The following is a 17510-nucleotide window of genomic DNA, read 5'->3' as shown; positions in this document are numbered from 1 at the left end:
GTCTGCGGACCAGATGACTGCGCCTAAACTGGACAGGTTCCCTTTACCGCCAACTGTAAGGAATTACTGCGCATGGCTATCCTGAATATCCGCATCATCGGCGATCCTGTGCTGCGCACAGTGGCCGATCCCGTGACGGAATTCGGGCCGGAGCTGGCCAAACTGGTGGCGGACATGACCGAAACCATGGAGGACGTGGACGGTGCAGGCCTGGCCGCGCCCCAGGTGGGCATCAGCCAACGCGTCTTTACCTACCGGATTGGCGGCGTGGAAGGCCACATCATTAACCCCGTCCTGGAAAACAGCGGTGACTACCAGGAGGACCAGGTGGAGGGCTGCCTGTCCATCCCGGGCCTCGGTTTTCCCGTGCGGCGTTTCCGCTCCACCCGCGTGACCGGAGTGGACATGCACGGAAACCCCGTCACGGTGGAAGGGGAAGGGATGCTGGCACGGTGCTTCCAGCATGAGAACGACCACCTGGACGGCATCCTTTACACCGATCGGCTTGAGGGGGAGGACCGCAAGGCCGCCCTGCGGTCAATCAGGAACGCCAACTACGGCTCTGTCACCGAGCGGACGGCCGCCAAACGGGCCAAAACGGTGGGGTCCAGTTTCGGCGGCTCCACGCCCGGCTCCAGTTTTGGTGCCGGAGCGGCCGGTAACGCCGGGTGAGGGTCCTCTTTGCGGGGACTCCCGCTGTCGCCGTCCCGTCCATTGATGCGCTGGTGGAGGCAGGCTTCGAGGTCGTTGCCGTGCTGACCCGTCCCGATGCCCCCGTGGGCCGCAAGCGGGTCCTGACGCCGTCGCCCGTGGCTGCGCGCGCAGCTGAGCTCGGCATCGAGGTCATCCACGCAGCGCGTGTAGACGCCGAGGCGACTGCCAGGATTTCCGGCGTAAACCCGGACGTGGCCGCGATCGTGGCCTACGGCGGACTGGTTCCGCCTGCAGCCCTGGCTGTTCCCCGGTACGGCTGGGTCAACCTGCACTTCTCCCTCCTGCCGGCCTGGCGCGGAGCCGCACCCGTGCAGCGTGCCGTCATGGCCGGGGACGACGTCACCGGGGCCGTGACGTTCCTGTTGGAAGAGGGGCTGGATACGGGTCCTGTTTTCGGTACCCTGACAGAATCCGTTGGCCCGGAGGATACCGCTGGTGAACTCCTGGAAAGGCTGTCCCGGAGCGGGGCGGTCCTCATGGCCCAGACGCTGTCTGCTGTCGAGGCTGGCAAAGCGGCGCCGCAGCCGCAGGCAGGCGAGGTTTCCCTGGCACCCAAGCTGACCCTTGAGGACGGCCACCTCAACTGGAACCATCCCGCACTTGCCATTGGCCGGCAGGCGCGCGGCGTCACTCCCGAACCGGGGGCATGGACGGTCCTGGACGGACAGCGGGTCAAACTGGAACCTGTCCGGCTGCGGCCCGATGTCACGACGCTTGCTCCGGGCGCCCTGTCGCTGCACGGCAAGAGCGTTCTGGTGGGCACGGGCTCCCATGCCGTGGAACTGACCCGGATCCAGCCTGCGGGCAAAAAGATGATGGCCGCTGCTGATTGGGCACGCGGCATGGCTTCCCTTGAAAGCGTGGTGTTCGAATGAGCGGGTCCGGCGGCAATCCAGGCGGGCGCGGCAGCGGCGGTCAGGGCAACACAGGCAAAGGCAGCTCCGGGAAAGACAGTACAGGGCAGGGCCGGGGCAAAGGCGGACCCCGGGATAACAGCCGTCGAAACGCCCAGGGCCGTGAACGCAACCGCGGTCCGCAGCGGAACTTCACGGACAGCGCCCCCTCCCAGCGCACCCGCCGGGCCGATCCCGCCCGGCTGGTCGCTTTCGAAGTCCTGCGGGCCGTGGCGGCGGAGGACGCCTACGCCAACCTTGTGCTGCCGGCACGGATCCGCCACCACGGGCTGGACAAGCGCGATGCCGGATTCGCCACCGAACTGACGTACGGCGCCCTGCGCGGCCAAGGCACCTACGACGCCATCCTGGCCCGCTGTGTGGACCGCCCGCTGGACCAGCTGGACCCTGCCGTGCTGGACGCCCTGCGGATTGGCGTGCACCAGTTGCTGGCCATGCGCGTCCCGGCGCACGCGGCCCTGGACCAGACCGTCGGCCTGGCGCGCGCCGTGATTGGAGCTGGCCCGTCTGCGCTCATCAATGCCGTGCTGCGCAAAGTTGCCGCGCGCACCCTTGAGGAGTGGCTGGATGAGCTCGTGGCAGGGGAAACCGACGCAACGAAGATCGCTGCGCTCCGCTACGCCCACCCCGAATGGATCGTCCGTGCCATGCGGCAGTCACTGGTTGCACACGGGCGCTCCGCCGATGAAATCCAGGACCTGCTGGAGGCGGACAACGCAGCTCCCGTGGTCAACCTGGTAGCCCTTCCCGGCCTTGGCAACCTCGACGAGGCACTGGAGCACGGCGCTGCTCCGGGCGAACTTGTTGAGGGCTCCGCGCTTTCCAGCGGCGGAGACCTGGGACGGTTCTCCTCTGTCCGGGAAGGAACCACCCGCGTCCAGGACGTCGGCTCGCAGCTGGTGGCCAGGGCCATGGCATCGGTCGATCTTGGCGGGCCGGCAGGCGGACCTGGCGATGGAAAAGCCGAGGCGTGGCTGGACCTCTGCGCCGGCCCCGGCGGAAAGGCCGCCCTGCTGGCTGCACTGGCGAAGCAACGGGGTGCCACGCTCCTGGCCAATGAGCCCGCCCCGCACCGCGCCAAGCTGGTGAGCCAGGCCCTCGCCGCCGTCCCGCGGGAAACCTGGCAGGTCCGGACCGGCGACGGCCGCGAGCTCGGCACCGAAAAGCCCGGCTCCTTTGACCGCGTCCTGGTGGACGTTCCCTGCAGCGGGCTGGGCGCCTTGCGGCGCCGGCCCGAGTCCCGCTGGCGCCGGTCGCCCAAGGACCTGGCGGACCTTGGCCCGCTGCAGCGCGAGCTCCTCGCCTCGGCCCTGGCAGCCGTGCGGCCCGGGGGAGTGGTGGCCTACGTGACGTGTTCCCCGCATCCGGCGGAGACGACGGCCGTGGTTGCCGACGCCCTCCGCAAGCGTGAGGACCTGGAACTCCTGGACGCCGGGGCAGCGGTGGACGCCGTCAGCCTTCCGGGGAAGCTGGACGCGGGCCACGAGTCCACGGCGCAGCTCTGGCCGCACATCCATGGCACGGACGCCATGTTCCTGGCGCTCATCCATAAAAAGGCCTAGGCGCAAGCAACAACAGACCAGTGAAAGGCAACCCCATGACGCAATGCTGCATCAACCCGAGCATCCTCTCCGCCGACTTCGTCAACCTCGAGGCCGAACTGCAGCGCATCAGCACCGCTGACGCCGTGCATGTGGATGTCATGGACAACCACTTCGTCCCCAACCTGACCATCGGACTGCCCGTGGTGCAGCGCATTCAGGCTGTCAGCCCCATCCCCCTCGACGCGCACCTCATGATCGCCGATGCCGACCGGTGGGCGCCGGGATTTGCCGACGCCGGCCTGGCCTCGGTCACCTTCCATGCCGAGGCATCGATTGCGCCGGTGAAGCTGGCGCGCGAACTTCGCACCAGGGGATCAAAAGCGGGAATGGCGCTCCGGCCCGCCACCCCTGTTGAGCCGTACCTGGACATGCTCTCCGAGCTGGACATGCTGCTCATCATGACCGTTGAGCCCGGGTTCGGTGGACAGGCCTTCCTGGACCTCACCCTGCCGAAGATCCGGCGGGCAAGGGCGGCCATCGACGGGTCCGGAGCCGGCGTGGCCATCCAGGTGGACGGCGGCATCACGGAGGAAACCATCGTCCGGGCAGCAGAAGCCGGCGCCACCATTTTTGTGGCCGGTTCCGCTGTTTACGGTGCTGACGATCCCGCCGCAGCCATCGAACGGCTCCGTGTCCAGGGCAGCCGTCCGTTACGTGCGGCGTCTGCGGAATAGCGGGGAGCCCGCGCCTGTTATGGCACAATAGCAACACACATACGTGCTCCGGGGTCGGTGTAAGTCCGAACCGGCGGTGACAGTCCGCGACCCGCGAGCAGGTGCCTTCCGCAAGGAAAGCCCGGCAGACGGTTGAACCGGTGAAATTCCGGTACCGACAGTTAAAGTCTGGATGAGAGAAGCACGTACAGCTGTATCTGTGGGCCCGTCCCGGTCCCGCAGCCTTCTGCTGTCGTATACCCCCGGAGCCATCGCGGTTCGAGAGGGAAGGAACGACACAGCATGAACCCCCAGCGATGGCTCTTAACTGCCGAACGTCCCGCCGCTTCAGCGCAGGACGCCGCCGCGGCGATGGTCGCTGCATGACGGCGGCCAACCAGTTTCCTGGAACCGGTGCCGCCGCCACCACCCTCCATCCGGGCCACCCGCTCCAGCCCGCCGACGGTGTGGTGACCGCCTTCAGCGCCGGCGAGACCCGGGCCATGGAGGCTGCACTGCAAGCAGCCCTGCGGGGCCCGCGCGGGGCGAACCCCCTGGTGGGCGCCGTCGTCGTCGATCCTAAGGGCAACCACCTGATCACCGGGCTCCACCGCGGCGCCGGCACCGCGCATGCGGAGGCCGATGCCATTGCCCAGGCGGCAGCAGCTGGCCTGGACCTTTCGGGCTGCACCATGCTGGTGACGCTGGAGCCCTGCGACCACCTGGGACGCACCGGCCCGTGCACGCAGGCGATCATTGCCGCCGGCATCACGGACGTGGTGTACGCCGTGGACGATCCGCATGACCCTGCTGCGGGTGGAGCGGCAACGCTGCGTGCCGCCGGCGTGCGCGTCCGCAGCGGCCTGGGAGCTGCTGAATCACTGGACTTGAACCGGCAGTGGTTTGAAGCGGTGACGGCAAAGCGGCCTTTTGTCACCCTCCACATCGCCCAGACGCTGGACAGCCGCATCGCTGCCCAGGACGGCACCAGCCAGTGGATCTCCAGCCCGGAATCCCTGGCGGACAACCACGCCATCCGCGGGCGGATCGACGCCATCCTGGTGGGGACCCAGACCGTCCTGGTGGACAACCCCCGGCTCACCGCCCGCGACCCGCAGGGAACACCGGCGCCGAACCAGCCGGTACGGGCTGTCATGGGCCTGCGGGACGTCCCCGGCGGGGCCGCCGTGCGCGGAACGGACGGGCGCGTCGCGCACCTGCGCACCCGCGACCCCCACGAGGCGTTGTCCCTGCTCTATGCGTCCGGGACCCGCCACCTCATGGTGGAGGGAGGCTCGCGCATCCTCAGCGCCTTCCTTGCCGCCGGGCTTGTTGATGAACTCATTGTGTACCTGGCGCCCACACTGCTCGGCTCCGGCACCCCCGCCCTGGACGGCCTTGGAATCACCACCCTCGGCGACGCCCAGCAGTGGGAATGGGACGAGTCCGACGGCGGTGCCGTGCGCAGGTTGGGCCGCGACCTGAGACTTCACCTAAGACCGCAACGAACCGTTGCCCTAGACCCCCAACCATCCCGCGGAACCGCGGAGCAAGCCCAGGAAGGCCACTGATGTTTACCGGAATTATTGCCGAACAAGGGCACGTTTTGTCCGTCGAGAGGGACGGGGACGCCAGCGCCACCCTCCGGCTGCACGCACCCGGCAGCACTGAAGGGCTCGCCCTGGGCGGCTCGGTCGCCGTGAACGGGGTCTGCCTTACGGCCACCGAGATCAACGGCACCGAATTCAGTGTCGACGTGATGGGGGAGACCCTGGTCCGCAGCACCATCGGGGAACTGGCGCCGGGCGACTCCGTCAACCTGGAGCGCTGCGTTCCCGCGGGCGGCCGGCTGGACGGGCATGTGGTGCAGGGGCATGTTGACGGCGTGGGCGTGCTGCTGGAACGGGAAGCCCTGGGCAACTGGGAGCGGCTCCGGTTCGGCGTGCCGGCCAACCTGGCCCGCTACATCGCGGAAAAGGGCTCCATCGCCATCGACGGCGTCTCCCTCACTGTCACGGCCGTCAGCGACGCCGCCGAGCGCGAGCCCTGGTTCGAAGTCGGCCTGATTCCCACCACCCTGGCCGAGACCGGGCTGGGTTCCAAGACCACGGGCAGCCGGGTCAACCTTGAGGCGGATGTCCTGGCCAAGTACACCGAACGCCTGCTTGCCTTCAGCACACCAGCGTCTGCTGTCCTTGACGGAGGTGCACCGTGAACGCCGTTCTCCGGCTCGAGCCCGAGGCGTCGCAAACAGGCGCTGAACCTACCCCGGGTACCCGCGGACTGGACTCCATCGAGGCAGCCGTGCAGGCCATGGCCGCCGGCAGGCCGGTGCTTGTGGTGGACAACGAGGACCGCGAAAACGAAGGCGACATCATCTTCGCGGCGCAGCATGCCACCCCCGCGCTGATGGGATGGACCATCCGCCACAGTTCCGGCGTCATCTGCGTTCCGCTGTCCGGGGACCGGGCGGATGCCCTTGCGCTGCCTCCCATGGTGGCGGTCAACGAGGACGCCAAGGGGACCGCCTACACCGTTTCCTGCGACGCCGCCCTCGGTGTCAGCACAGGGATCTCCGCCACGGACCGGGCCCTCACCGCCCGGGTCCTGGCGGACCCCCACGCCGTGCCGGCGTCCCTGACCCGGCCCGGGCATATATTCCCGCTCCGTGCAGTTGACGGTGGTGTGCGGGAACGTCCCGGCCACACCGAGGCCGCGGTGGACCTGTGCCGCCTGGCCGGGCTTGAGCCGGTGGGCGTGATTGCAGAAGTTGTATATGACGACGGCGAGATGATGCGCCTGGACGGGCTCCTGACCTTCGCAGCTGAGCACGGCTGCCCCCTGATTTCCATTGAGGATCTGGCGGCCTACCTCGCAGCGGGGGGAAGCGAACCCACGAAGAGCGCCCGCGAGGTTCCGGGCGGCAAGAAGGAGACACGATGACCTCTTCGACAGCCCGCGGCAGCGGTTCGCCGAACGGCCACGGGACTTCCCCGGAGGGCCTTGCGGCTTCCCTGAACAGCCACCCTACTTCCCAGGACAGCCACGAACCCGCTGCCAGCGGGCAGGAACGCAGCGGCAGCGGCGTTACCCCGCATCCGGTAAGCGGCGGCCCGGTAGTGCAGCTGCCCACGGCCTTCGGTGATTTCGTGGCGCAGGCCTGGACGGACCTGGTCACCGGCGTTGAGCACCTCGCCGTCAGTTCACCCAACCCGCCCAAGGACGGCAAGGCGCCCCTCGTCCGGCTGCACTCGGAATGCCTCACCGGCGACATCTTTGGCTCGTACCGCTGCGATTGCGGGGAGCAGCTTGCCTTCGCCCTGGAAATGATCCAGCAAAACGGCGGGACGCTGCTCTACCTGCGCGGGCAGGAGGGCCGAGGCATTGGCCTGGCCAACAAGATCAAGGCCTACGCGCTGCAGGAGGCGGGCTTTGACACGGTGGAGGCCAACGAGCAGCTGGGGCTCCCCGTGGACGCCCGCTCCTACAACGCCGCGGCTCAGGTCCTAGCGGAAATGGGCCTCCATGAGGTGCGGCTCCTGAGCAACAACCCGGACAAGCAGAACAGGCTGGCACGGGCGGGCGTGAAGGTTGTGGAGATGGTTCCCACAGAGGTGCCGTCCCGCGATGAGAACATCCGCTACCTGCGGACCAAGAAGGACCGCATGGAGCACCGGCTGCTGCTGGACACCCATGTGGTTGCGGTTCCCGTCACCACCCCGGAAACCTTCGAGCACGAACAAGACTGACGCGCTGCGGCACACCACGGGCCGCAGCACCGGCAAGACACACCACCACGACTGAACGGAACAGACTGACCCATGAGCGGACACGGCGCCCCCGATATCGACCTCAGCACCCTCAACCCCGCGGAAACGTCCCAGCTGCGGCTGGCGATTGTGGCGGCAAGCTGGCACACCCAGATTATGGACGGCCTCCTGGACGGTGCACTCCGGGCAGCCAAGGACGCCGGCATTGCCGAGCCCACCGTCCTGCGCGTTCCAGGCAGCTTTGAGCTGCCGGTCGCTGCCGCCCGCCTGGCACCGCACTTCGACGCCGTTGTTGCACTCGGCGTCGTAATCCGCGGCGGAACCCCGCACTTTGACTACGTGTGCCAGGCAGCGACGTCGGGACTCACCGACGTCAGCGTGCGCACCGGCGTCCCCGTGGGCTTCGGCGTCCTGACGTGCGACACCGAGCAGCAGGGCCTTGACCGGGCAGGACTTCCCGGCTCCAAGGAAGACAAGGGCCACGAGGCCGTCACCGCGGCGCTGGCCACCGCCGTCGTACTCAAGCAGTACGGCAAATAACGGACCCTGCAGGACGGGCGCGCGTGTGTATTCGCTCACATCGCGCCCGTCATGCAACGGCCCGGGAAGCGCCCCGTGGGCTGCAGCAAGTAGGCTGGAGGGCGTGAAGAATTTCGAGACGCTGTTCGCTGAGCTCAGCGAGAAGGCAGCCACCCGCCCGGAAGGCTCCCGCACCGTCGCTGAATTGGACTCCGGTGTTCACGGCATCGGCAAGAAAGTCGTTGAGGAAGCAGCCGAAGTCTGGATGGCTGCCGAATATGAATCCGATGAAGCCGCGGCAGAGGAAATCTCCCAGCTGCTGTACCACCTGCAGGTTCTGATGCTCGCCAAAGGCCTGACCCTGGAAGACGTCTACAAGCATCTGTAGCCACCGGTCCGGCGCGCTCCAAGCCGCCGGTGCCCGCCGTGGCCTGCATTGCCTGAACACCTAGACCTCCCCAAACCAGAAAGACCTCCAATGCTGCGAGTAGCCGTCCCCAACAAGGGCTCCCTGTCCGAAGCCGCCTCCGCCATGCTGTCCGAGGCGGGCTACCGCCAGCGCCGGGACACCCGCGAACTGGTCATGGTGGACCCGGACAACGACATCGAGTTCTTCTTCCTCCGCCCCCGCGACATTGCGGTGTACGTTGGCCAGGGAACGCTCGACGTCGGCATCACCGGACGCGACCTGCTCCTGGACGCCGAGGTGGAGGCCGAAGAGCTGCTTCCGCTGGGCTTCGCTGCATCGACCTTCCGTTTCGCGGGGCCCGTGGGGGACTTCGCCAAAGTCGAGGAGCTTGAGGGCAAGCGGCTGGCCACCAGCTACGACGGCCTGCTCCGCGGCTACCTCGCCGGGAAGGGCATCAACGCCAAGGTTGTCCGGCTGGACGGCGCCGTTGAGTCATCGGTCAGGCTGGGCGTGGCAGACGCCATCGCCGATGTCGTCGAAACCGGCAACACCCTGAAGGCTGCCGGCATGGAAATCTTCGGCGATCCCATCCTGAAGTCCGAGGCCGTGCTGATCCGCCGCACCGGCGAAGGCGGCGCCGCGAACGGCACAGCCAAGGAGATCGAAGTCCTGATCCGCCGCCTGCAGGGCGTGCTGGTGGCTCGCCAGTATGTGCTGATGGACTACGACATCCGCAAGGAACTTGTGGAAAGTGCCGCTGCCCTGACCCCCGGCCTTGAATCACCCACCGTCTCCCCGCTGCGGGATTCGGACTGGGTGGCAGTCCGCTCCATGGTGCCCAAGAAGGAAACCAACCGGATCATGGACGAGCTCTACGACCTCGGCGCCCGCGCCATCCTGGTCAGCAGCATCCACGCCTGCCGCATCTGAGCCGTCCCCCGCAGCACCCACCCGCGCAGTCAAGCCAGAATTTCCAGGAGTTCCCATGGCAGTAGCAGTACGCGTCATTCCCTGCCTCGACGTGGACGCCGGGCGCGTCGTCAAAGGCGTTAACTTCGAAGGCCTGCGGGACGCCGGCGATCCCGTGGAGCTGGCGCACCGCTACGACAACGCCGGTGCGGACGAGCTGACCTTCCTCGACGTCACGGCGTCCTCAGGCAACCGGGAGACCACCTTTGACGTGGTCCGCCGGACTGCCGAGGAAGTCTTCATCCCGCTCTGCGTTGGCGGCGGTGTCCGCGGCGTCGCAGAGGTGGACAAGCTGCTGCGGTACGGGGCGGACAAGGCGTCCATCAACACCGCCGCCGTTGCCCGGCCCGGTGTCATTGACGAAATAACCCGGCACTTCGGCTCGCAGGTCCTCGTCCTGTCCCTTGATGCCCGCCGCACCCGCCCCGGTTCCCAGCCCACGCCGTCGGGCTTTGAAGTGACCACCCACGGCGGACGGACCGGCACCGGGATCGACGCCATCGAGTGGGCCAAGGAAGCCGCGGACCGCGGCGTGGGCGAGATCCTGCTCAACTCCATTGACGCTGACGGCACCAAGGACGGCTTCGACCTGGAACTCATCAGGCTGGTCCGGGCTGCGGTCAAGGTGCCCCTCATTGCGTCCGGCGGAGCAGGGGAGCCTGCCCACTTCCCGCCGGCCGTCGCCGCGGGTGCCGACGCGGTGCTGGCAGCCTCCATCTTCCACTGGGGACCGGACAACATGATGTCCCAAGTTAAGGACGCCATCCGGGACGCAGGCTTCGAGGTCCGCTAACGCGTGTCCCAACCCAACTGAGTAGCGCCAAGTGTCTTTTTGAGGGCTCATAACGACACTTGGCGCTACTCAGTTGGAGGGGTTAAAGGCCCACTTCGGCTGACTGGAGGAGCGCGACGGCGTCGGGCTGGCCTTCGAAGGTCACCAGGGCGTGGCGGGTGCGGCCATGGGCGTGCATCAGCAGCTCGCCCGGCTCGCCCACGATGGCCACCGAAACAGGTGCGCGCTTGGCGACGTGCCGGGGCCCGGACGGCCGGACCAGGACAATTCCCAGGTCGACGCCGCGGTAAAGGATCGCGGCGCGCTTGACGAGCTCGTCCCAGAGGGCCTCCGAGTACGCCTCGTCGAGTGCCCTCGGCGCCCACCGGTCAACTGCGCGGCGGATGTCCTCCGTGTGCACGAAGTACTCGATGAGGTTGGCACTTTCGTCGAGGGCCTTGATGTTCATCGGGGAGAGCGCCGGCGGTCCTGCCCGGAACGTGTTGACCAGCTTTGCATAGGCTTCGGCAGTGGTCAGCTTCGCCGCGAGCCTGGCAGTGGCCTGGTCCGAGGCTTTGGCCAGGCGTTTGATAATCAGGCCCAGCCCCACGGCTGCTTTGCGTTCGCGCAGGTACAGGTGCGCGGCAAGGTCCCTGGTGCGCCAGCCCTTGCACAGCGTGGGCGCATCAGGACCGGCCGCAAGCAGGGTCTCGGCCAGGACTTCTCGGGACGGTTCGACGAAATGCATCACTTGTGAAACTAGCATGACCGGCGCGGAGTTGGGCAGCGCGGCCACCCCTGCTGGCGTGCCGTCGTTCACACACGTTCGGGCCGGCGTACAGGCACTAGACTTGACCTGATGTCTGAGTACCCCGCCCCCGTCCCGAACTCCGGCCCCGCCGTGCCTGTGGCTGTCCCGCCCGGCCCGGCCGCCGCTACATCGCCAAGCCCGCTTCCCGCGGACCTGGCCGCCGTGCTCAAGCGTGACAGCGCCGGCCTGGTTGCCGCGGTGGTGCAGCAGTACGACACCAACGAGGTCCTGATGCTGGGCTGGATGGACGACGAAGCGCTGCACCGCACCATGACCACCGGGCGGGTCACCTTCTACTCGCGCTCCCGCCAGGAGTACTGGCGCAAGGGCGATACCTCCGGGCATGTGCAGTGGGTCAAGTCAGTGGCAATGGACTGCGACGGCGACGCGCTGCTGGTACGGGTGGACCAGGTGGGCGCAGCGTGCCACACCGGCACCCGCACCTGCTTCGACGGCCGGGACCTCGCCGTCACCACCGGCCAGGCCGGCTGAAACTCTTCACGACCCGCAGCCAGCTGCGGTCACGCGGGGGAGGGCCGGCCACCCCCGCAAGAACACCCAGACGCGCCGGCGCAGACGGCCCAACGAGAACAGGCGGAACAGCATAGCCATGCAGGACCTTGGAATCATCAGCCCGGGCCTCGAGGAATTCCGGGAGCTCGCCGGGCACAGCCGCGTCATCCCCGTCCGCCTCAAGGTGCTCGCCGACGCCGAGACCCCCATCGGCCTGTACCGGAAGCTCGCCAACGGCCAGCCCGGCACGTTCCTGATGGAATCGGCCGCTGTAGGCGGGGCGTGGTCCCGCTACTCCTTCATCGGCGCGCGGTCCAGGGCCACGCTGACCACCAAGGACGGCAACGCGCACTGGCTGGGCGAGCCTCCCGCCGGCGTCCCGGTGGACGGCAGCCCCGTGGATGCCATCCGCGACACCATTGAGGCCCTCCGCACCGACAGGTTCGACGGACTGCCGCCCTTTACCTCAGGCTTGGTGGGCTTCCTGGGCTGGGAAACAGTCCGGCACTGGGAACGCCTGGTCAGCCCGCCCGAGGACGACCTGCAACTCCCGGAGATGGCGCTGAACCTGGTGACGGACATGGCGGTCCACGACAACGTGGACGGTACGGTGCTGCTCATCGCAAACGCCATCAACTTCGACGACAGTTCGGAGCGCGTGGATGAGGCCTGGCACGACGCCGTGGCCAGGGTCAAGGCGCTGCTTGCCAAGGTCAGCACCCCCGTGGCCCAGCCCGTCTCAGTCCTGGCTCCGGCGGCACTGGACTTCGCCTCCAGCGTCCAGGAACGCTGGGACGAAGCCGAGTACCTGGCTGCCCTCGACCGCGGCAAGGAGGCCATCGTTGACGGCGAGGTGTTCCAGGTGGTGATCTCCCGCCGCTTCGAGATGGAGTGCCAGGCATCGGCCCTGGACGTCTACCGGGTACTGCGGAACACCAACCCGAGCCCTTACATGTACATCTTCAGCCTCGAGGACGCGGAGGGCCGCGAGTACTCCATCGTCGGATCCTCGCCCGAGGCCCTGGTAACGGTGACCGGCGAGGAAGTCATCACCCACCCCATCGCTGGATCGCGCCCGCGGGGCAGGACGGTGGAGGCGGACAAGGCGCTTGCCGAGGAGCTCCTGGCGGACCAGAAAGAACGTGCCGAACACCTGATGCTGGTGGACCTCTCACGGAACGACCTGTCCAAGGTCTGCGTGGCGGGGACGGTGGACGTCACCCAGTTCATGGAAGTGGAGCGCTTCAGCCACATCATGCACCTGGTGTCCACGGTGGTGGGCAAGCTCTCACCCCCGGCCAAAGCGTACGACGTCCTCAAGGCAACGTTCCCGGCCGGCACCCTCTCCGGCGCCCCCAAACCCCGTGCGCTGCGCCTCCTGGATGAACTCGAACCCCACCGCCGCGGCATCTACGGCGGAGTGGTGGGATACCTCGATTTCGCGGGCGACATGGACATGGCAATCGCCATCCGCTCGGCCCTGATCCGCGACGGGCGCGCCTACGTCCAGGCCGGTGGCGGCATCGTGGCTGATTCGGTCAACGACACCGAGGCTTTGGAAACCGTCAACAAGGCCGCAGCGCCCCTCCGGGCCGTCCACACCGCGGGCACGCTGCAGAACATCTCGGCGGACTCGCTGCCCGGCAGGTCGGACTCCTGATGCCCGGTCCGGGACCCGGAACAGGGCAGGAACCCGCAGCAGGACAGGCAGGCGGAGCAGCGCGGGCAGGTGCAGGAGAGGCGGCAGCTGCGGGCAAGGGCCCGGTTGCGCCCGCCTGGGCACGCAGGTCCACGCTGGTGCTGCTCATTTCCGTCCTGGCGCTGGCGGTGTTCGGCACCACCACCCAGACCTGGATCAGCGTCACCCTCGATCCCAACCAGCTTGGCCAGGGCGGCGCCGCGCAGGAGCCGCTCCCGGTGCAGGGCAGCAAGGCAGCCACCGCTGTCACGGCCCTGGCACTGGTGGCACTGGCCGGCGGCCTGGCAGCCGCGATCGCGGGCAGGATCGCCCGGTGGATCATCACCGCCATCATCGTCCTGGCGTCCGCCGGAATCGTTGCTGCCGCTGCAACCGTCCTCACCAACCCGCTGGCAGCGGCCCAGGGTTCCATTGCCGAAGCCACCGGCGTCACCGGAAGCCAGGCCCAGGTGGCGGTCACCGCCTTCCCGGTCCTTGCCGTCGTTGCCGGATGCCTGCTGGCACTGGCAGCCCTGCTGATCGTCCCCGCAGGACGGTACTGGAAAGCGCGGACTAAATATGACGCACCGGCGCCCGGCAGTCCCGCGGCGGCAGGCCCGGTGGACGAGATCGACAGCTGGGACCGGCTCTCCCGCGGCGACGATCCCACCTGACCCGGCGTATACCAGCCGCAGGCACCGGCAGCGCGCCGCCCGATAACCGGTTGCGGGCCAAAAAATGGCAGAATGTAAGCAGTATTCACCCTGAGGAGATTTCCATGAGCAAAGCACCTGCGTCCGTTTCCAAGTCCGGCACCCGCACGGTAGCCCCGGGCGTCATCGACCACAGCCAGGAACTTGGCCACGGCAACAGCCCCGCAGCCTGGACCTGCGTCATCGTGATGCTGGTGGGCGCCCTGATCATGTCAATCGCATTCGTCATTGCCAACACCCCCATCTTCATCGCCGGCGGCGGCGTCATGGTGCTGGGCCTGATCCTGGGCTACGTCATGCGCAAGGCAGGCTACGGCGTTGAAGGCAGCAAGCTGAAGAACTCCGGCCACTGATGTCCACTGTTCTCGATGACATCAACGCCGGTGTCAGGGAGGATATGGAGGCCCGGAAACGGCTTGTTTCGCTGGCTGAACTGAAGGACCTGGCCCAGGCCGCGGCACCTGCCCGCGATGCCTGGGCAGCGCTCGGCGGCCCTTCAGCCTCCCGGGCTGAGCTCAAAGTCATCGCGGAGATCAAGCGCCGCAGCCCCTCCAAGGGAGACCTTGCCGCCATCGGCGACCCCGCCTCCCTCGCCAGGCAGTATGCCGACGGCGGTGCCTCCGTCATCAGCGTCCTCACCGAACAGCGCCGCTTCAGCGGGTCCCTCGCGGACCTCGACGCCGTGCGGGCCGCCGTCGACGTTCCGCTCCTGCGGAAGGACTTCACGCTTGACGAGTACCAGATCTGGGAAGCCCGTGCCCACGGCGCGGACCTGATCCTCCTCATCGTTGCCGCGCTCTCCGACGCCCAGCTCACCGAGTTCAGCGCCCTCAGCCGGGAACTTGGCATGAACGTGCTGGTGGAAACGCACACTGAAGAGGAAATAGAGCGGGCGGTTGCCGCGCAGGCGCGCATCATCGGCGTCAACGTGCGGAACCTGAAGACGCTCGACGTCGACCGTTCAGTTTTTGCCTCGCTGGCCGGGCAGATCCCGGCCGGGGCAGTGGTGGTCGCCGAGTCGGGCGTGCGCGACGCCGACGACGTCACGCATTACGCCGCCAGCGGCGCCAACGCCGTGCTAGTCGGCGAGGCCCTGGTCAGCCACTCGACGCCGCGGGAGCGGATCGCCGAATTCAAGGCGGCCGGCGCCGCCGCTATTGCCGCCCGCGGCTGACGCCCACACCGGTGCAGGAGCGGAAGGCGGGTTTTGCCCCGCCCGGCGGTCCTGCCCGGCCAGCCCGCGGAACCACACTTTGAGAAACATCCAACTGGAACAGGACGGGACTGATGGCTGAAGCACCCTCCGGCAACGCCGGCAACGATACTGACAACAATGCCGCCGAAGCATTCCTGCAGGGCGGCTCCCTCAAGCACGCCCCGGGGCCCTACTTCGGCAGCTACGGCGGACGCTGGATGCCGGAATCCCTGATCGCCGCGTTGGACGAGCTTGAGGACACCTTTAACAAGGCCAAGGAAGATCCCGAATTCCGGGCACAGATCGCGGACCTGAACAAGAACTACTCCGGCCGGCCGTCCCTGCTGACCGAAGCCAAGCGCTTCTCCCAGCACGCCGGAGGGGTCCGCATCTTCCTCAAGCGCGAGGACCTCAACCACACCGGATCGCACAAGATCAACAACGTCCTCGGCCAGGCGCTGCTCGCCAAGCGGATGGGCAAGACCCGCGTCATCGCCGAGACGGGCGCTGGCCAGCACGGCGTGGCAAGCGCCACCGCCGCTGCCCTGATGGGGCTTGAGTGCGTTGTCTACATGGGTGCCGAGGACTGCCGCCGCCAGGCACTGAACGTTGCCCGCATGGAACTCCTTGGCGCCACCGTCATCCCCGTGACCAGCGGATCGCAGACCCTCAAGGACGCCATCAACGACGCCCTGCGCGACTGGGTGGCCAACGTGGACAATACCCACTACCTCCTGGGCACCGCGGCAGGCGCGCACCCCTTCCCGGCCATGGTGCGCTACTTCCACGAGGTAATCGGCGAGGAAGCCCGCGTCCAGATCCTTGAGCAGGAAGGCCGGCTCCCGGACGCCGTCTGTGCCTGCATCGGCGGCGGCTCCAATGCCATCGGCATCTTCCACGGCTTCCTTGACGATCCGTCCGTGAAGATCTATGGCTTCGAAGCCGGCGGCGACGGCGTGGACACGGGACGGCACGCAGCCACCATCACGCTGGGCAAGCCCGGCGTCCTCCACGGTGCCCGTTCCTACCTCATGCAGGACGACGACGGCCAGACAATCGAGTCCCACTCGATCTCCGCCGGCCTGGACTACCCCGGCGTGGGCCCCGAGCACTCCTACCTGGCGGACATCGGGCGGGTCAGCTACGAGCCCATCACGGACAGCGAGGCCATGGAGTCCTTCCGGCTGCTGTGCCGCACGGAAGGCATCATTCCCGCCATTGAGTCCTCCCATGCCCTGGCCGGAGCGATCAAGGTGGGCCAGCGCCTTGCAGCCGAAGCCGCTGCAAGCGGCGGTACGGCACAGGACAAGATCGTGATTGTGAACCTTTCGGGCCGCGGTGACAAGGATGTGGCCACCGCAGCCGAATGGTTCGACCTGTTGGACAAGGATTCCGCCGAGTCGGAAATCGGCAAAGAGGGGGAGCAGCTGTGACCACGGCACAGGCAACCAGCAAGTCAGCGGCGGCCATCGACAAGGCCCGTGCCGAGGGCCGCGCCGCCCTCATCGGATACCTTCCCGCCGGCTACCCCAGCGTGGAGCAGACCATCGCCGCCGGCATCGCCCTGGCGGAGAACGGTGCCGACCTCATTGAGATCGGCATTCCCTATTCCGACCCCGTGATGGACGGCCAGGTCATCCAGGCCGCCACCACCGAGGCGCTGGCCAACGGGTTCTCCGTCAGCCAGGTGTTCGACGTTGTCCAGGGCATCACCAGCAGGACCGACGCCGCCGTCCTGGTGATGACTTACTGGAACCCCGTGGTCCGGATGGGCGTGGACGAGTTTTCCCGCCGCCTGGCCGAAGCCGGGGGAGCAGGGCTCATTACACCGGACCTCATCCCGGACGAGGCGGCCGAGTGGATGGCCGCTTCCGACAAGTACGGCCTGGACCGCGTGTTCCTCGTGGCGCCGTCCTCCACGCCCGAGCGCATGCAGCGGACAGTGGACGCCAGCCGCGGCTTCGTCTACGCAGTCTCCATCATGGGCGTCACCGGCGCACGGACTTCAGTCAGCACCGCGGCGAAGGACGTAGTGGCAGCAGCACACGCCGCCGGCGCTGAGCGCGTCTGCGTGGGCCTTGGCGTCTCCAACGCCGGCCAGGTCCGCGAGATTGCCGCGTACGCCGAAGGCGTCATCGTTGGCACCGCGCTCGTGGCCGCAATCCGCGACGGCGGCGTCGACGCAGTTGCCGCCCTCACCAAGGACCTGAGCACCGGACTGAGCCGTGGCACCTTACTGAGCCGTGACACCGGACTGACAGCGGAAGAAGCCTAGT

General features: G+C 67.7%; 20 protein-coding genes and 1 riboswitch. Of the genes, 19 read left to right on the top strand and 1 reads right to left on the bottom strand.

What is annotated here, in order from left to right:
* The first annotated feature begins 72 nt into the window (after nt 1-72).
* The 12 genes from def (at nt 73) to hisF (ending at nt 10345) form a co-directional block, all read left to right on the top strand.
* A complete protein-coding gene (gene def, locus WHH00_RS10625; protein WP_406632617.1) occupies nt 73-672 on the top strand; it encodes a peptide deformylase in 600 nt (199 codons plus the stop codon).
* Nucleotides 669-1589: a methionyl-tRNA formyltransferase gene (gene fmt / locus WHH00_RS10620; protein ID WP_406632615.1), complete on the top strand. Its 921-nt coding sequence runs from the start codon at nt 669-671 to the stop codon at nt 1587-1589. The genes def and fmt overlap by 4 nt, the downstream gene beginning before the upstream one ends.
* Nucleotides 1586-3190, top strand: a complete 1605-nt coding sequence (locus WHH00_RS10615; protein ID WP_406632613.1) for an RsmB/NOP family class I SAM-dependent RNA methyltransferase — start codon at nt 1586-1588, stop codon at nt 3188-3190. Before fmt ends, WHH00_RS10615 begins: the two co-directional genes overlap by 4 nt.
* Before the next feature lie 35 nt (nt 3191-3225).
* Nucleotides 3226-3906 carry a ribulose-phosphate 3-epimerase gene (gene rpe / locus WHH00_RS10610; RefSeq protein ID WP_406638564.1) on the top strand — a complete coding sequence of 227 codons (681 nt, stop codon included), beginning with the start codon at nt 3226-3228 and terminating at the stop codon, nt 3904-3906.
* 39 nt (nt 3907-3945) lie between these two features.
* Nucleotides 3946-4095: riboswitch (FMN riboswitch) on the top strand.
* A gap of 293 nt (nt 4096-4388) precedes the next feature.
* The gene (gene ribD, locus WHH00_RS10605) at nt 4389-5456 is read left to right on the top strand and encodes a bifunctional diaminohydroxyphosphoribosylaminopyrimidine deaminase/5-amino-6-(5-phosphoribosylamino)uracil reductase RibD (protein WP_406638562.1); all 1068 of its coding nucleotides are present in this window, start codon (nt 4389-4391) and stop codon (nt 5454-5456) included.
* Nucleotides 5456-6100 (top strand): riboflavin synthase, encoded by a 645-nt coding sequence (locus tag WHH00_RS10600; protein ID WP_406632611.1) that lies wholly within the window; start codon nt 5456-5458, stop codon nt 6098-6100. The genes ribD and WHH00_RS10600 overlap by 1 nt, the downstream gene beginning before the upstream one ends.
* Nucleotides 6097-6828 (top strand): 3,4-dihydroxy-2-butanone-4-phosphate synthase, encoded by a 732-nt coding sequence (ribB, locus tag WHH00_RS10595; RefSeq protein WP_406632609.1) that lies wholly within the window; start codon nt 6097-6099, stop codon nt 6826-6828. The genes WHH00_RS10600 and ribB overlap by 4 nt, the downstream gene beginning before the upstream one ends.
* The gene (gene ribA / locus WHH00_RS10590; RefSeq protein WP_406632607.1) at nt 6825-7634 is read left to right on the top strand and encodes a GTP cyclohydrolase II; all 810 of its coding nucleotides are present in this window, start codon (nt 6825-6827) and stop codon (nt 7632-7634) included. The genes ribB and ribA overlap by 4 nt, the downstream gene beginning before the upstream one ends.
* A gap of 72 nt (nt 7635-7706) precedes the next feature.
* On the top strand, nt 7707-8195 hold the full coding sequence (gene ribH, locus WHH00_RS10585) for a 6,7-dimethyl-8-ribityllumazine synthase (protein WP_104187712.1): 489 nt from the start codon (nt 7707-7709) through the stop codon (nt 8193-8195).
* Between the two features lie 103 nt (nt 8196-8298).
* A complete protein-coding gene (locus WHH00_RS10580) occupies nt 8299-8562 on the top strand; it encodes a phosphoribosyl-ATP diphosphatase (protein ID WP_015936881.1) in 264 nt (87 codons plus the stop codon).
* 90 nt (nt 8563-8652) lie between these two features.
* Nucleotides 8653-9513, top strand: coding sequence for an ATP phosphoribosyltransferase (gene hisG / locus WHH00_RS10575; RefSeq protein WP_066275344.1), 861 nt, complete (start codon nt 8653-8655; stop codon nt 9511-9513).
* A 55-nt stretch (nt 9514-9568) separates the two neighbouring features.
* A complete protein-coding gene (gene hisF / locus WHH00_RS10570) occupies nt 9569-10345 on the top strand; it encodes an imidazole glycerol phosphate synthase subunit HisF (RefSeq protein ID WP_406632604.1) in 777 nt (258 codons plus the stop codon).
* 82 nt (nt 10346-10427) lie between these two features.
* On the opposite strand, the gene WHH00_RS10565 is transcribed toward hisF, so the two are convergent.
* Entirely contained in the window at nt 10428-11072 is a 645-nt protein-coding gene (locus WHH00_RS10565) for a TIGR03085 family metal-binding protein (RefSeq protein ID WP_406632602.1), read from the bottom strand.
* 111 nt (nt 11073-11183) lie between these two features.
* On the opposite strand from WHH00_RS10565, the gene hisI reads away from it, so the two are divergent.
* The 7 genes from hisI to trpA all read left to right on the top strand — a co-directional run bounded on the left by hisI (nt 11184) and on the right by trpA (nt 17509).
* Nucleotides 11184-11627, top strand: a complete 444-nt coding sequence (gene hisI, locus WHH00_RS10560; RefSeq protein WP_406632600.1) for a phosphoribosyl-AMP cyclohydrolase — start codon at nt 11184-11186, stop codon at nt 11625-11627.
* A 118-nt stretch (nt 11628-11745) separates the two neighbouring features.
* Nucleotides 11746-13308, top strand: a complete 1563-nt coding sequence (locus tag WHH00_RS10555; RefSeq protein WP_406632598.1) for an anthranilate synthase component I — start codon at nt 11746-11748, stop codon at nt 13306-13308.
* Nucleotides 13308-14000: a Trp biosynthesis-associated membrane protein gene (locus WHH00_RS10550; RefSeq protein WP_406632596.1), complete on the top strand. Its 693-nt coding sequence runs from the start codon at nt 13308-13310 to the stop codon at nt 13998-14000. The genes WHH00_RS10555 and WHH00_RS10550 overlap by 1 nt, the downstream gene beginning before the upstream one ends.
* Before the next feature lie 104 nt (nt 14001-14104).
* A complete protein-coding gene (locus WHH00_RS10545) occupies nt 14105-14392 on the top strand; it encodes an HGxxPAAW family protein (RefSeq protein ID WP_066275356.1) in 288 nt (95 codons plus the stop codon).
* On the top strand, nt 14392-15213 hold the full coding sequence (gene trpC / locus WHH00_RS10540; protein WP_406632593.1) for an indole-3-glycerol phosphate synthase TrpC: 822 nt from the start codon (nt 14392-14394) through the stop codon (nt 15211-15213). The genes WHH00_RS10545 and trpC overlap by 1 nt, the downstream gene beginning before the upstream one ends.
* Before the next feature lie 113 nt (nt 15214-15326).
* On the top strand, nt 15327-16667 hold the full coding sequence (gene trpB / locus WHH00_RS10535; RefSeq protein ID WP_406632591.1) for a tryptophan synthase subunit beta: 1341 nt from the start codon (nt 15327-15329) through the stop codon (nt 16665-16667).
* Nucleotides 16664-17509 carry a tryptophan synthase subunit alpha gene (trpA, locus tag WHH00_RS10530; RefSeq protein WP_406632589.1) on the top strand — a complete coding sequence of 282 codons (846 nt, stop codon included), beginning with the start codon at nt 16664-16666 and terminating at the stop codon, nt 17507-17509. Before trpB ends, trpA begins: the two co-directional genes overlap by 4 nt.
* Nucleotide 17510: the final 1 nt, after the last annotated feature.

Origin of the sequence: Pseudarthrobacter quantipunctorum (assembly GCF_045291495.1) — a bacterium.
GTDB classification, from domain to species: domain Bacteria; phylum Actinomycetota; class Actinomycetes; order Actinomycetales; family Micrococcaceae; genus Arthrobacter; species Arthrobacter quantipunctorum.
The sequence above is the reverse complement of the archived record's forward strand: the minus strand, read 5'-3'. Positions and strand labels throughout refer to the sequence as shown.